This is a genomic window from Massilia sp. DD77 (assembly GCF_036961685.1).
Taxonomy (GTDB): domain Bacteria; phylum Pseudomonadota; class Gammaproteobacteria; order Burkholderiales; family Burkholderiaceae_D; genus Telluria.
In genome coordinates this window covers 1-16,418 of record NZ_JBAMDH010000018.1, presented here as the reverse complement: position 1 = coordinate 16,418, position 16,418 = coordinate 1, and the positions used below count along the sequence as shown (strand labels likewise).

The following is a 16,418-nucleotide window of genomic DNA, read 5'->3' as shown; positions in this document are numbered from 1 at the left end:
CATCCCGAACATATTCGCTTCACCGCTTAAAAGTCGAACCCGCATTCCTTGATGTGACGCCACCATACATGGAGGTCACCATGCCGATGTCGGAACAGGAGATTCACGCCCTCACCTGGAACGAGCTGCGCGAATTGAAACAAGAAGATCTTTCCGATTTATCGCTTCTGGCCGGCACCATCGCCGGCATCGTCACAGCCACGAATGGGGCAGGATTCAAGGCGGCGCCCTTGCCGGTCGCCGAAGGCGACGAGCGCACCCGTAGCGATCTCGTGCGGCGCGCCGTCGGCGAAGCCGCATCCGGCGCCATCGGCGGACGCACGCTGCCGCGCCGCGCCGTCCTGTGGGAAATCGATGCGGACAAGCGGCCACTTGAATCCACCACAGCGGTGCCGCCGGAAGCTGCCTGGATCAAGGACTCCAGCGCCCAGGCGCTCGGTGTCTACAAGGGCGTGGCGGGAAGTCCCGCCGCATCGCGCCGTTTCATGCTGTTCGCGCCTGCGGACAATGGTTTCTCCGGCCCGCCCGGCTTTGTGTCGAGCCTGTCCCGCACCGGCTTCATCGACGGCACGCTTCACCCGATCCAGGTATCCCGGCGCAAGACCGTCGTGGCCTGGGCCGCCGGCCTGCTGTCGCTTGCCGTTTTCTGCGTCTGCGCCGCGAATATCCACGAGGCCGGCAAGCGCGCGGGTGACTGCATCGACCTCATGACCGGGAAGGTCGCTGGCTACACGCATCTGCTCCAGCTGGCCTACAACGAGGTGCCGGCATCGCCGCCTTATTCCAATGGATCCAAGGCAGTGGCGCCGGACAAAGCCGGCGCCGCCAATGCGGCCAGGGCCGGCGCCGGCTCCGCGCAGGCGGGCCAGGCAGCACCGGGGGCGAACCAGCAGGGCCGGTCCGGCAAAACCTCAGCCCCGCCCGCGGCACACAGGCAAATGCCCGATGGCGCCGCATGCATGAGCCAATTCGCGGGCCCGGGCACGCAAGCCGCCGGCCCGGCAACCGAGGCCGAGGTGAAAAACAGGTACGAATGCCTGAGGCTGTGGACCGCCGCCATGACGATCGTGTCGAAGAATTCCCTGTCGGCCCAGGCCGGCAACCAGCCGGAAAAGACCAGGCTGCACGTCCTGCCCGCGAGCTGGATGTCGATCCAGGTGCCGATGATCTTCATGATGTTGTCAGTCATCGGCCTGGCAATGGCCGCCGGCCTTGCCCTCATGGGGCGCGTTTCGGGCATCCTGATCAACAACGTCTACCGGATGTCGCTGGCCCGCTTCCAGATCGTCGCATGGAGCGTGCTGATCCTGCCGACCGTCATCGCGTATGCCTGTTTCAATGCGGGCATGATCGGCGACATCCTGCAGCTGAGCACCACGCCCGGCGAGTTCGGCATCCTTAGCGACAAGGCGTCGAAGAACCTGGTCGTGTTCCCGGTGATGCCGATGGAGATACTTGCCGCCCTCGGCATCACCGTCGTCTCCACCATGCTGTCGCCACTCATCCTCACCGCGAAAGAAACCGGTGTCAAGGAAGGCGTCGGCGCCCTGCAGGTCATTGCCGGTGCGGGCCGCGCCCAGAACGCCAATGTGTCGACCTACGCCGACGCCCCCACCAGGCTGACGAAAAACCCTTCGCCGGCCGACGCCAGGATCAGCGACCTGCTGCTCGGCGAAGAGCGCGGCAACCGGGGCGAGGTCGACATCTCGCGCCTGCAGATGTTCGTCATCACCGTCGGACTGGTGTTCACCTACATGAGCCTGATTCTCACCGAGGCCGACAGCATCCACGTATCCAAGATCGCGCGGGCCTTCAGCAATGAAGCGAGCCTGTTCAACTCGCTGCCGCCGGTGGGCGCGACCTTCGTGATCCTGCTGGCGATCAGCCATTCCGCCTACCTGATCACCAAGAGCGTCGATAAACCGGTGCCGCCGGTCTTGCCGGCCGCACCGCCCGGCGCCCCGGCGACCCCGGCCAATCCTGCCACCCCGCCGAAATGACGAGCGCACAGCCCCGCCAGACGCATTGACCCGTTCATTGACCCGCTAACTGCCGGAGAACATCGTGCCCAATGAGGTCATCGTCTGGGACCGGACCACCGGGGGTGCCGCATCGCGCGCCTGGCTGCAGCTCAGCAGCGATCCGAAGTCCGGCACCGCCGCGGTCGAAGCCCTGGGTTTCAGTCTCGCCTCAAGCGGTAATACCGCCAGGGGCCATCTTCTCCTCGATGTTCCCGTGCCCTTCCCCCCGGTGCTCGCCACGGAGGATGGCGGCGGCTTCAAGCTCGCCACCTGGGAACAGGCGCTCGGGCGGGTGCAGGAGGCAGCGCGCGAAAACGAACGCGCCGTCCAGCACTTCGTCGCCGCCATGCGCGAAAGGCAGGTGCGGCTGAGCGGCGCGGCGGTCGGCGGAATGACGGCGGGCTTCCTTGGCGCCTCGACGGTCGGCGGGGCGGCGGCTACCACTTGCGTCCTCACGGTGGATATCGGCGCCTTGCTCGGGGGCGACGACCAGTCCCCCGTCTTTACTGCCGAGCTGAGCGCGCAACTCGCGGCCTTCGCCTGCGCCCCGGCCGGCGCCGCGGCGCTCCTTGCCCGCTTGTCCTTCCGTCTGGTGCTGAGCAAGGACAGCATCCTGCACCTGCTGCCGGCCATCACCGCGCCACGGTTTTCCGGGCTGTCGATCAGGTGGCCCCGCATCGTGCTGCCCGCATTTAACGGCGACATCGGCTTTGGCGCGTTTCCGGCGCTCGGGCAGATGGATCTCGACGGCCTGTTCGCATTCCCGCTGCCCAGCTCCGCGCTGTCGGTCGAACTGCATCCCGCGCCGGTTCTGGCTTTCAATGTGGCCGGTGGCGAACTGACGATTGTCACGACCACCCCCGGCGCCGGAACCGTCCTACTCAATGGCAACACCCCGCTGCTCGAATTCGATACGCTGGAACTGAGCGTCACCCCGGCCGGCCAGTCCCTGAGCGCGAACTTCCACACGCCGGCCCGGCAACCGGCGGACTTGCCGGACATTGCCATTCCCGAAGCCTTGTCCGGTCCTTTCGATATCCGCCTCTCACGAATCACCGCGACCGGCCAGGGCATCGTGCGAGCCGCGCCGCCGGCAATCGGCGTGCGCATCGAACTGGCGATCGGCAGCATCGTCATCCGCGCAAGGAGCGACCCCACCCTGGTGCTGGCCCTGTCCGCAACGCTCACATGGACGGTCGAGAATGGCGTGCTGACGCCGGCGATCGACAAGCTCGCGCTGATCGAACCGTATCCACTCGAACTGGTCGCGGCGGCGAGCCACATCATCGCCGATGGCGCCCGTTCATTGTGGGCCTGGGTCCAGACCATCCCGATGCCGGGCGCCCCTCCCTCGCCCGCCGTGCCCTCGCTGGCGGGCATGCGCCAGCTGCTGCGGCGCCTCGGCGACATGCTGGTCGCAGCGGCGCGCTGGATGGCGCAAAAAGGGCTGGCGGCCGCGCGCGTGCTCGCCGACCTGGCTGAAGGGGCCCTGGCCATGCTGGGCCGCCTCATGGACGCGCTCAGCGCGCCTGACACGTCGGCGTTCGACGGGCTTGCCATCGAGTTCAGGGTCGACCTGTCGACGCTGCGCCTGGTGCAGGTCGTGATTTCTCCCGTACGGCCCTCCAGCGTCGCCGCACCGGACCCCATTACCGCATTCGGCCTGCAACTCGAGCTGCCGTACAAGTTTGCGCCTTCGGTGGTGTGCGACCTCGAGCAGGGCTGGATCGCCCTGCTGGTCACGACCGATGCGGCGCCGCCCCCGGCGCCGGCGCCGGCCATCCGGCTATCCACCGACCTGTGGCTCGACGCGGACGGTCCCACCACCCCGGCCGGCGGCACCTCGAACGCCGGCCAGCACGAGCCCCTGATCTCGATCACCGCGACGCCCGCGCAGGCTCCGCGGGCCGTTGCGCTCGTGGTCCTGCAGGACGGCAAGGCGCGCTTCTTCCAGGAAGTCGCCAGCGGCGTCACCGGGGCGGACATCGTCGCCGGCAACGGGAAGGTGGTCGTGGCGGCCGGCACCCGGCTGGTGGGCGCGGTGATCGCCCTCGGTGAACGCATCGATCCGCAATTCGACATCGCGGTAACCTGCGACACCGACCGCATCCTCAGCCTGTTCAAGCTGCCGGCTGCCGAGCCGGGCAATCCGAATGACGCCGGCTCCTGGTCCCAGTACATCCAGATCAAGTCGGTGCAGGTGGACGGCCCGCCGGCCGGCGGCGTCGTCAAGATCCTGGTCGAGGCCGAGATCAAGGTGTCCGGCCTCGGCCTGGGACCGTCGGCGCAGCCGCTTCCGGCCGAGTTCATCATCGCGCTCGACCTGGCCACCCTCTCGGCCGAGCTGTCCGGGGCCGGCGTCGACATCGCCATGGCCGACGGCACCACCTTCTCCCTGCTGGGGCTGAACGGCCGGGTGCGCGATATCCGTACCCCGCCCGTACCGGCCGATTTCGCGCCCTTCCGGCTCGACCTGAACGGCGGCAACCCGCGCATCGCGATGAATGACCAGAGCGCCGCACTGGACCTGGCCTGGAACCAGCTTTCCGGCGGCGGCGCCGGCCTCGAATTCACGGTCACGTCCTTCGCCGTGGCGCGCGACGGCATCGACCTCGAAGCCGCCACCAGGGACAGTCCGGTGACCCTGGCCGGCGTCGACATGCCGTTCCGCTTCGACCAGGGCAAGCTCTCGGTCAAGGGCGGCCGCATCCAGGCCTTCGGGCTCACCGGCCACGGCAACCTGCCGCCGGCGCTGGTCGGAGAAGCCAAGGCCACTATCGTCCTGAATTTCGCCCAGCGCGGCGCCCGGCTCGCCCTGGAAACCTGCGACGCCGTGCTCGACAAGAGCGGCGATCCGCTGCGCTGCGAGAACACCCGCTTTACGCTCAATATCGAGAAACTCGGCCTCAAGGTCGTCGAGCAGTCCGGCTACCAGTTCTATTTCACCCTGACGGGGTACGCCCAGTTCCGCCCGAACGGCGCCGAATTCGCCGATGGCCTGCTCAAGCACCTGTCGAAGCTGAAGATCCTGCTGCGGGAGGTGCCGCTCGCGAGCGACCCCAGCGTCCTGCTGCAGCATATCGAGTTCCAGGTGCCGGTCGAACCGCCCGACCGCACCAGCTTCTTCGACATCTTCGTGTTCAAGCTCAAGGGCATCGGCTTTCATCCGGCCTCGCCGGCCTTCGACGGCGCGCCGGCGATCTCGCTGTCGGGCCAGGTCGAGTTCACTGATTTCGGCGACAATTTCAATCCACGCTTCGACTTCCACCAGCTCTGGATCGCCCCGCCCAAGGGCGGCAGGGGCCTGCCGCGGATCCGCTTCGACGGCCTCGGGGTCAGCCTGAGCATCGGCTCGGCGGCGGAAGTGTCGGCCACGGCGATCGCGGTCGACGGCAAGCTGCCGACCATGGAAGGCGCGGCGCCGCCGGAACAAGGCGTCACGGCCAAGGGCTTCCTGGCATCCGGATCATTGACCTTGAAGGGTTGGGCTTCGATGTCGGCCGCAATGGGTTTCCTGGAGCTGGAAAAGCCGGGAGAAGCCGAAAAGCGCCACGCCTTCTTCCTGTACATCCAGCAAAACGACATCGCGATCCCGATCCGCACCCCGGTGGGCGAACTCTATATTCGCGAGCTTGGTTACGGCCTGGGCTACCGCTATACGCTGGCCGGCCTGGCCGCCGCCGACCAGGCCGAGACCCCGCGCGAGCTGGTTGCGCTGCTGGACGGGATCTCGCGCTACCAGGGCGACCTGCAGAAGTTCCACGCCTGGGCGCCCACCTACGACAACAGCGCGCTGACCCTGGCCATGCGCGCCCTGGTGTCGATGACCAGCCTGTCGCCCGAGCGCAGCTACAACAAGGAAGAAGAAACCCTGCCGAACCCGGTCCTGTTCGACATCGTCGCCGCGCTGCGCACCGACCTCACCTTCCTGATGAACCTGCGTGCCTGGATCGCCTTCAACTACAGCGACTGGCGCAAGGCGCGCCTGGCCGGCGGGGCGCCGTGGCAAAACAAGCCGACCCTGACCGGCTACATGTACCTGTCGGTGCGCAAGCAGGAATTCCTGGCGCGCATGGTCTCGCACCCGGACTGCGAAGTGGGCGAACACCCGAAACTGTACGAGCCCCTGGTCAAGGCCATGAAGGCGGTGCGCTGGAGTTCCACGCTGTACGTGCGGCCCGGACTGTTCCACCAGGAGCTGGGTTGGCCCTACGAACTCGGTTTCGCCATCAACAAACCGGAAGACAAGTTCTTCCTGTCGGTGGAAGGCGGCACCGTGCTGCGCGTCGAAGACGCCGCGCTGCTGTACGGCCTGGCCTTCCGCGCGCGCGGCCATATCAAGTTCGAAGCCAGTACCGGCGGCGACTTCGGGGCCTCGGTGTCCGCCGTCGCCAGCATCGCGCTCGCCGCCAAGTTCATCGCCTACCTTGCGGCCGACACCAGCAAGGCCTTGCTGTACGGCGCGGTCAGCCTCGACATCACCATCGATTTTTCAGTATCGGTCTGGATCGACACCGATTTCTTCAGCGACTCGCTCGACTTCACCGCCAGCTTCACGATCCACGTCGCCGCCGAACTGGCCATCACCAGCGACGGTGTGTCGGGCCGCATCGAGGCCTCGGTCTCGGTCGGGGCCTTCGGGCGCTCGCTCAGCCTGGGCATCGGCTTCGACATCGGCAGCCGGGTCGAACTCGAAGACGCCCGGCGCCGCTCGGAACGCTTCATGAGCCTGGGCCTGGGCAGCGACTATCCCGACCCCGAGCAAGGCGTGCCGCTGAACCGTCCCCCGCTCCCCCAGCCGGCCCCGGCGCGCAATGCCGAGACGGCCGACAATGACGTGCAGGAGGCAGCGCAGCACCGCGAGCAGCAGGGGCGCACCGACGCCCCGCGCGAGCCTGCGGCCGTGCGCGCTTGCACCGGCATCGATGTCGGCGACACCGGATTCACCGCCATGCTGTATCCGGTCGACAGCGATGACGGCGCGCCCTACTTCCTGGTCCAGTTCATCCCGGCCGGCGCACCGGATCCGCTGGGCGGCGACAACTTCTATGCCGCGCCGGTGCCGTCCGCCGCCGGGCTGCCTCCGGAATACGAGCTCAGCCTTTCGCAAGGCGCGTTCGCGCCCGGCGAACTGCTGCCCGCCGCCGCCGGCCAGCAAGTCATCAACGGCAATGCCGTGGCCTGCACGACCGACTGGCAGGTCACGGTCGGGAGACCGGGAAGCGGCGGCGCCGGCCGCGATGTCCCGCCCAGCTTGCGCCTGTACTTCACGAGCGCCTGCTTCATGGCCGGCGACCAGGCCCGCCACCTGAGCAACTGCAAGGCGCTGCGCCAGGTTCGCTGCCAGCTGCCCGAGGACGCGGCCGAACGCAACAAGATCCTGGCGCGCGCGGCGCGCTCGCGCACCGACCTCGGCGACATGGAACTGCGCCACCAGCAGGTACGCGAGGCCCGCTCGGTCTTCATCGCCACCGTGGGCCAGGCCGCGGGGCGCCTGGCCCAGGCCCTGGCCGTGCGCGGCAGTGTGGTGGTAGCGCCCACGCTGGCGGAACTGGCCCAGCTCGGCCTCGAGCTCGACCCGCGCGCGCTGGGCTTGAGCTTCATCCTGTCGGGCGAGCGTGTCGCCGAGCTGCTCCTGCCCGATGCCGGTGCGGGCCCCGCGCCGCTGCCCCGCGTCTCGATCCGCACCCGCCTCCCGCAAACGGCGCCGGTGCTGGGCGCGCCGACCCCGGTCGTAACCTTCAACCCGCCGCACCGGATGTTCCGCGACAGCGCGCCGCGCCTGGCGGACCCGCGCGCCCGGCGGCAAGCCGGCGGCGTCCACCTGCACTGGGACCTCGAGCCAATGTGGGCGCCCGGCGCCGCGCCGGAAGACGACCCGGAATGCCACCTCAAGCACTACCGTATCGAACGGCGCATCATGGGCTCCGGCTTTGGACGCAAGACGTTCACCGTGAAGCGCTCGGCCACGCTGGAATTCCTGTCCGACCCGAGCGGGGTGCACGCGCGCGAATGGGGGTCCAGCCTGGTGCTGGTCGACGACCTGGCCGACCTGCCCGACGCCATGCGGGCGCAGATCCTGCCTCCGGCCCTGGGCGCGGACGCCACGGCGCGCGAGCGCCAGGACGCCGCGCCAAGCGACAAGGTCGAATTGCTATACCTGATCCAGCCGGTGGACGGCGCCGGCACTGCGGGCCAGCCGGTGCCGTGGCCGATCTCCCCGCCGGTGCCGCAGCCGCAGCAGGCCAGCTTCAGCAGGCCGGTGGCCCGTTTCCAGTACGCCGCGCTGCCGGCGCTGGGCCGCTGGCCGGCGCCGCCGGCAGGCCAGGTGCCGCAGGCGTTCCTGTCCTTGTACCTCGAGGAAGCCAGCCAGGCGCCGGATGGCGGAGACCCGGCGGCGGCCCCGGTGTTCGCGAACCCGGAACCCGGGCCGATCATGCTGCGCCTGCGCACCGAGCGCACCATCGCCATCGGCGTGTTCGGCGCCGACGCGCTGACCCAGGCGCGCGCCACGCCACCCCTGCCTGGCGCCGACCGAGCCGAAGCGCCGAACGAGACCGACCTGGTGCTGCGCCCGCTGGCCAATAAGCAGCCGCCGCCGAGCGGCGGCATGCTGGTGCAGGTCCAGCGCGTCCCGCAGGGGATCGCGGGCTACAGGGCGCCCGAGCCCGAGCGCGACGGCAGACTGGAGCACTATGCGCTCGATGGCGCCGGCTGGCAACGCATGCGCGCCGCGCTCGACCTGCCGCCCGACGACACCCACGTGCGCCGGACCCGGGCCGCGCGGCTCTACCTGCGCCCCCAACCGGGTCAGCAATCCGGCAAGCTCCCCCCGGAATGGGTCCCGGTGCAGATGCAGTTGCGCATCGGCGCCCCGCCCGCCCGAAAACAAGGCGATTCCTTCAACGAGCTGCCGGCGGCCCCGGTCGATCTCACCGTGGAGCGCTTCGAGCATCCGGTCGACCTGCGCTTCGAGGCGCTGCGCGGCGAGATCTACCCAAGCAGCGGCCGGCTGTTCGTGCTGCACCCGCATTCCGACGCCACCTATACAAACTGCGCTTCGCTGGCCCTGCCCGATGCGGCGCGCCGCACCGCCGTGCGCATCGCCTGGGAAGCGCAACCGGACTCGCTGGCCGCGATCGGGGCGCCCCAGATCGTGGCCCAGGACCTGCAGACCCTGGTGGGCGGCTTCGACCTCTTCATGCTCGACACCGCGGCCGTCCCGGCCGGCGGCGATGCGCTCGATCACGTCGCCCATATCGGCCGCGTGCAGCGCCTGCCGTCCGCCGAGCGCGGACAGGAACCGCTGGAGACCGGCGACCTGGCCACCGTCGAGGCCCTGTACCCGAGCCTGACCCGCCGCCTCGAGCATGGCGCGGAAGGATCGATGGCGAAAACGCCGTGGTATTCCGGCGCCGAATCCTTCCTGCGCTGGCCGCGCGCGCTGCGGCGCCGCTCGCTGGTGACGGCCATCGACGACGTCGCGATCGCCGCCCTGTTCGCCAACGGCATGCCGACCAAGCTGGAAATCACCAGCGACCCGGTCTTGACGATCGGGATCGACGGGGCAACAGGCAGCGGCGCCATCTCGCAGGCGCACGCCGGCGGCTTGGCCGCCACACTGCCGGGGGTCGCAGCGTTCACGCCCGACCTGGTGCGCAGGCTGCTGCTCGACCTGGTCGATGCCTCGCCGTCAAGAACCCCGCCGGCCCCGCCGCCCGACCTGCGCCTGCGCGCCACCAGCCAGAGCGGTGCCTGGTTCACCGGCGAGACCAGCATCGCGACGGCCAAGCGGCCGGACATGCATCCGGTGGTCGCGGACGTGCTCGACCTGCTGCGCTATTCCCAGCTGGGCAATCACGCAGCCAAGCTCTACCGCGGCCGCGAAGTCGTGGTCGAGGCGGCGCCGCCGGTGACGGCCACCACGCTGGCCGGGTTCTTCGACGACAGCAACGCCGAACGCGATCCGACCGGATGGGGCGTCCTGCGCTCGCTCGGCCTGGCCGCGGCCTTCCGGCTCTACGACCTCGACGCCGGGACCTACCTGGCGCCGGATGCGCTGCACGACGCCCTGGCCACGGTGCTGAAAGTGGTGCTGCCGCGCTACGCCGCAGACGAGGCAAGCATCGGGGCTCCGTTTGCCGACATCATGACCACCAGCGAGGGGCTGGCCCGGCTGGTCTCGTTCAGCGGCGCCGCACCAAACGAGCAGCTTTCCGGGACGCGCGTGAAGGCCGATTCGCTCGCCTTCGCCCAGTTCGAACTGCGCCCGGTGGCCCAGCTGCTCGCCTGCGCTCCCCCGGCGTCGCCGGCCGTCCGCTACGCCACCCTGGTCTGGACCGCCCAGGACCCGTTTGGCCCACCGCGGCCCTTCCCGGCTGACGGCATCGCACTCGAGAAGACCCATTTCGCGCCCGGCGTACTGGCCGAGGTCGAGTTGGCGGCCGTCACGGACGGCTCGTCCAAACGACGCAGCCTGCTGCTGGAAGGCTGGACGGGAGATGTCTTCCCCGTCGACGGCGAAGACATCCTCGACGCCGGCATCGTGCTGCGCCAGTCCAGCATCGTGCGCGAAAACGGCGATGCGATCCTGGGCTGGGTACGCCTCGTGAACTTCTTCGGCAATGTCCCGCTCGAAGACCCGGCGCTGTTCGCGTCGCCCTTGCCCGGACGCTTGCAACTGCAGCTGTCCTCCGCGCCCGGCGCCGACTCCGCGGGCGCGCCCGACCGCGGCGCCGAAGTCCAGTCTCCCTGGGGCCGCTTCATGCCCTTGCCCGAACGCTGGCAAGCGGTGCTGCAGTTCCCCGAGGACCTCCCCACCCGGGGCACCGCCGCGGCCGACCGCGGCGACACGCTGGAAGCCGTGATGGAGGCGCTGAAACCCTATGCGGGCCGGCCCGGCGCCGAACTCCTGGACAAGAAACCGCTCCCGGCCAACCCGAACGACCCCGCGCAACAAAAGCGGGCGCGCGCCGAGCATCGCGTGCTGGCCGGGAAGCTGGCGCGCTGGTCCCAGCGTTTCATGGACCACGGACCCGCCCGGCGCGTGGCCGGTCCGGCCGATCCCACGGCGACCGGGGTCGCCTTTGCAATGCTGACCCGGCCGACGCCCTGGCGCGCGGCGCCCGACAGCGAGGGCCGGCTGTCCGTGCTCGTGTTCGAGAAAGACCGCTACGGCAAGACGCGCAAGTATGCGGTGCGGCCGTTCGCACGCTACGAGAACTTGGCGATCGCCACGCTGGCCGCCGCGGCCGCCGAACCTGGCCTGTCTGAGGCCCTCGCGCGGGCGCGCCACGCCGCATGGGCCGACGCTGCACGCCCCAACCTGTTGTCCCCCGGCGTGTTCGGCACGGCGGCGGCGGGCGTGCTCGCCACCCATTTCGCCGACGTGGTGATGGAGCGCAGCGAACCGCTGGCGCCGCCCGTCTTCCTGGCCGCGCGCTCGCGCCGCGAAGGCATTGGTGCGCAGGACCGCTACCTCGAATTCGTGGTGGCGCGCCACCCGGAAGAAATCCTGGCCGAGGCCAACATCGGGACGGACGCCGCCATCGCCATGCGCCACGTCGGGGTCGGCTTCTGGCGCGAATTCCTGGCGCCGACCTGGGTACGCCGCCTCGAGCGCAGCACCAATGCGCTGATCAACGAACTGGCGCCCTTCGGTCCCGCGCGGGTGAACGGATTCCCGCGCCTGGGCAAGCCGGCCGGCCTGCTGGTCGACGACAGCACCAATGTGCCGCTGCACCTGGGCGAGCTGCAGGAGACGCTACCCGACCTCTGGACTGGCGCCTACGTGTTGCGCATGCTGAACATGCCCTACGGCTTCCGCCTGCTGGCGACGGCGCACCTGGCGGCCGGGGTCGCGGTGTCTGCGCCGAACGCGGTCAGCGTCGAGGGCCCGGCGTGCCGGCTGAGCCTGCCGTGGCCGCAGGCGGATGCGCCGGCTCCAGCGCCGGCCCCGCACTGGCAGGAGCGCGCGATCGCGGGCTTCCCCTCCTATACGGTGCGGCGCCAGGCCGGGGAGGCGCAGCTGCTGGTGCGCTGGCCCTTGGTCCGCCTGATCGACGGCATGCAGCCCGACACGCGCCGGCTATGGTTCGAAGGCGCGGCCGCGCCCGATATCTTCCGCATTCCCGATCCCGCCGTCGCCTACCGGCTGTGCGTGGCCACGGCCGACGGCATGCTCAGCGTACCCGAAGTGATGCTGTCCCCGGTGCCGGAGCCCGACCCGGACGCGACGGGGCTCGCCGCCGTCTCGCTCTATCTCGTCGAGACGCTCGGCACCCGCTACACGGTCGACCCCACGCTCGAGATCGTGCAGGCGGGCGACACCCATTTCGAGCTGACTGCGCGGCTGAGCGTTGCGGGACAGTCAAGCGCGCCGCCGCCGCCCGTCTTTAGCCCGCGCCTGGCAGGCCCGCCCGACCCGGCGCGCTACCGGCTGGCATCGACGGACGCGGCGCTGTGGCAGGCATGGATCGGCATCGTCCCGTGGCCGGGCGCGGCCGGCACGCTGGCGAGCGCGACGATCGGCTTGATCCTGAGCCCTCCGGCCGTGGCCGACCCGCCGCAGCTTCCGCCTCCGCTGCCCCAGCTTCCGACGCCGCAGGCATGGCTGGATTTCGAGGCGGGCCTGCGGGACTTTATCGCACGCCTGCGCACTTACGCGGACGCCGGTCTTCCCGCGACCCTGCAGGCGATCGCCACGACGGTAGCCGATGCACTGGCGCCCTTCGCCGTCCACCAGGTTGCGGACTGGCCGGAACCAGCCGCGGGCGGCCTGGCTCAGCCGGCGCGCTTGATCGTCCCTTGGGTGCTGGGTCTGCCCCTGGACGGACCCGGCGTGGCGCTGGAGCCAGCGCAGCAATGGCGCTGGCCCGCAGGCGACATGGGCATCATGGACGCCGCCGCCAGGGGCGCCGCCGCGCAGCTGTTCGCGGCCTTCGCCAACAATGCCGGCGGTCCCCCGGCCACGATCGCGCTGGGCGACACAGCGGATGCCGTGCTCGAGGCCATGCGCCAATTCGTCATCGATGAGCGCCGGCACCGCGACGAACTGCCCTTCGCCGGCATCGAGGCCGTGTCCGAGCCGCTGCCGCCGGCCAGCGACCTGGCGCAGTGGCCGGCGTCCGACGCGCACGACGCCTTGGCAGTGCTGTCCATGCCCGCAGGCCCACGCGCGGCGGCCGACGTCGACTCCGCCTTCGATGCGCTCGAAACGGTGGTGGGCGCCGCACCGACGCTGGCCGCCCTGGCCCGCATGCGCCGCGACCCAAGCGCTGCCATCGAGCTGCCGATGTGGTGGTCGGCGCGCGCCGCGGTGGCGCCGGTCCTGGACATCCTGGCGCAAGTGGGTGGCGGGATGCAACCCGCCGTGCAGGGCCTGGCGATGCGCGTGCGCGCTCCGTTCGAGGCCGCCGAAATCGCCGCCCTCGGCGCCGTGCATGCGGACTTGCCGGCCCTGGCCGGCGACATCTCGCGCCGCATGCTGTTCGGGGCCAAGCGCAAGCTGCTCATCCAGGCCTTGCAGGGGCAGGAAAAACCACTCGAATACGAAGTACGGAGCATGCCATGACGATCTTGATCACACCATTGCGCAAAGTGATGCTGGTCGGCCCGCGCCTGGCCGGCACTACCTCCGGCACGCCGCCGCAATCGGCGCATGCCTGGGCCGCCGAACTGGCCCTGGCCTACCGTGGGGGCGACAAGGACGGGACGGTGGCCGATTCGACCCAGGGCATCCGGGTGCTGCTGCAGTCGCCGGTTCCCGACCGCGGCCCCGGCGCCGGGCAGGACGGTGCCGGCCGGCACAATGTTCCCTACCTGTCGCCCCAGCTGCTCGGTCTGCTCGCCGGACCGCATGCCGACTTCGACCGTGAATTGCACTTCGCGCTGGCGCCCGGAGTCCCGGCGGTGCGCAGCAGCTACGAGCTCCGGCCCGACACCTCGGAACAGCCCCCGCACAACGGCATCGCGCCGCTCATCGTGCGGCCCGCCGTCGCATGGCCGATGCCGCAGGACAGTGTGCAGATCGAAGTGCCCTGGCTCCAGCTGGTGCAGGGCAGCCTGCCGGTGCTGGTGGATGCGGCGGCGCAGTCCGGTTCCACGCCCTTCGGCTTCCTCGGGCTGGGCCCAGACGCCGACGCCCGCGTCGTGCGCGCCTTCGCCGCCAAGGGCGGTGGTCAAGCATCCGAGCTGCTGCCGCACCTGCGCCTGGAGGTCCAGCCCTCGAAGAACAAGAAGCAGCGCCTGGTGCGCCTCGAGCTGGTCCCGGAAGGAATCGCCTTCGAGGCCAGCATCGCGAACCCGCATGCGAGCCTGGCCGGGGCCGCCAGCCGCATCCGGGTACGGCTGTGCCTCGAACACGGCTTCGACCCGGCTTCGGCGTCGCCTTCGGCAGGCCAATGGAGCCTGAAACTGGTCGCCCCCACAGATGCCGCGCCGGCCGATGCCCAGGCCTACGCGCTGGCCTATGCCGAGGTCAACCGCATGATCCGGCGCATGCGCAGCGTGCTCGCGCTGTCGCAGCGCACGCTGGCGGTCGACCTGGACGATACCCGGGCCGTGCCGCCGGTACGCTGGCCGCTGCAGGTGGTCAAGGCCGACGGCCGCCTGGCGCTCCCGCCCGGCGCCCAGGGCGATCCGCTGGCCTGGCACCTCCTGCTCGACGCCGGCGCCGGCAGCGTGAGCATCGCCGGCGACAAGGCGCGCGGAGTAAGCCTGGACAGCACGGTCAGGTTCGGACCCGACCTGGTCTCGCTGCGCGGCGACGGCAGCGGTATACAGATCGACATCCACACCGACCGCCGCACGGCCGCGGCCGGCATCGGCGCTCCCGATGCGATCCCCGGACCGCGGCTGCACATCGACATCCCGGCGCATCCCGCCTTGCCGGCGCTGACGCTAGCGGGCGCGCCGGCCAAGGACGCGCCGCTGCGCTGGTTCTTCGACGAGCACGCGCTGGCGCTGGAATGCGCGCGGCGCTACGCCAAGGCGCAGGTGCTCCCGGCCGGCTTGCCCTACACCTGGACTTTCCTGCCGGTGCGCGGCGGCTGGCTGCAATGGCCGCTGCCGCTGCCCCGCGAGCTGTCCACGCCCAGGACGCCGCCCCCCGGTGCTGAAGCCCCCTCGGCCAGGCTGGGCGGTGAGCTCGAATTCACCACGCCGCGCGGCCGGCAAAGCGCACAGCCGCTCGACGAGCGTCCGGCGCGCCGCCAGCTGATGCTGCTCGGGGCCGACTTCATCGTGGCCCGCGCGCGCGTCGACAAGCAGGCGGGGACGCCGGTCCTGCGCGCCGCCTCGCTCGACTTCTACGGCGCCGACGGCAAGGCCAACGGCATCCTATGGCATGCCACCGCGAGCCCGACGCCGGAGCAGATCCTGCCCTCCCTCGCGGCCGGTCCGGTGGCGCTGGCGACGCCCTGGTTCGAATTCGGACGCGCCACCGCCGCACGCGCCGCCATGCGCACCCTTGACAGCGGCGACTACCGGCCCGCCGGCGCCGACACGCCCTTCCGGCTGGAGCTCGGGCAGCCCACCGGCGGCGGCGCCGTGCCCGCCATCGCCTGGCAGGGCATCCGCGGCATCCCCACGGTGACCGCCATGCCCATGACGCGTACTGCGCCAGGCGTCGGGATGCCGTCTTCGACCCGCCACCTGCTGCCCGGCGTGATCGGCGATGCCACGACGGTCTCGCTCTCGTTCGGCGCCGCGTCCTGGTGCCCCGCGCTGGGCGTGCGTCGCGCCGACGGCGCCCACGAAAGCGGCGACGGATCGGCGCTGCCGCTGCCGCTGCTCGAGGCGGCGCTCTGGAGCGGCCCCGGCGCCGGTTCGGCAAGCTGGCCCGGCATGCCGCTGGTGGCGGTCACCTTGCCCGGCATCGAGATGAATCCGGCTCTGCGGCCGTTCCATGAACTGGACACGCGCCTGCGCTACGACTTGCCGGCACTGGACGAGCTGTTCGCCTCGTCGCGTCTGCCGGAATCGCGGCCCGACGCCAAAGGAGCGCTGGTGCCGCCGCCGGAGCCGGTCGCCACCTCGCTCGACCTGGACGCGCTGCGCCTGGCCTGGCGCCGCGCACGCGACGTGCTTCTCCTGAGCCGGACCCAGGACGCGGTCGCCGGCGCCGCCTGGCTGCGGCAGGCGGCGGCGACGCTGGAGCTGCGCGAGCTGTTCGCCGGGGCCTCCTGGCGCGCCCATTTCGCGCTGAACACCGGCGAGCATGCCGGCGCCGGCGCGCTCGGCCTAGGAAGCTACGAACTGGGGCCGGACGACCCGCAAGCGCGCAGCCGCCTTGCCGGCGACCAGGCCCTGGCCGGCCTGAGCGCCAGCTTCACGGTCAATGGCGCTACGTTGGAGCCCACGGATGCGGCGCTGCTTCCGGCAGCGGGCGCGGGCGCG

At 70.6% G+C, this 16,418-nt stretch carries 3 protein-coding genes; all 3 read left to right on the top strand.

Features of this window, described 5'->3' with window-relative positions:
• Nucleotides 1–80: 80 nt before the first annotated feature.
• The gene (locus V7778_RS12415; RefSeq protein WP_335555620.1) at nucleotides 81–2,000 is read left to right on the top strand and encodes a hypothetical protein; all 1,920 of its coding nucleotides are present in this window, start codon (nucleotides 81–83) and stop codon (nucleotides 1,998–2,000) included.
• A gap of 64 nt (nucleotides 2,001–2,064) precedes the next feature.
• Nucleotides 2,065–13,593 carry a hypothetical protein gene (locus V7778_RS12410; RefSeq protein ID WP_335555618.1) on the top strand — a complete coding sequence of 3,843 codons (11,529 nt, stop codon included), beginning with the start codon at nucleotides 2,065–2,067 and terminating at the stop codon, nucleotides 13,591–13,593.
• A partial coding sequence (locus V7778_RS12405) for a hypothetical protein (RefSeq protein ID WP_335555616.1) occupies nucleotides 13,590–16,418 on the top strand: 2,829 nt, incomplete at its 3' end. The genes V7778_RS12410 and V7778_RS12405, both read left to right, overlap by 4 nt.

Bases quoted from the DNA above. Each gene is read 5' to 3' on its own strand.
- V7778_RS12415 (WP_335555620.1), top strand. From the start codon at position 81: ATGCCGATGTCGGAACAGGAGATTCACGCCCTCACCTGGAACGAGCTG.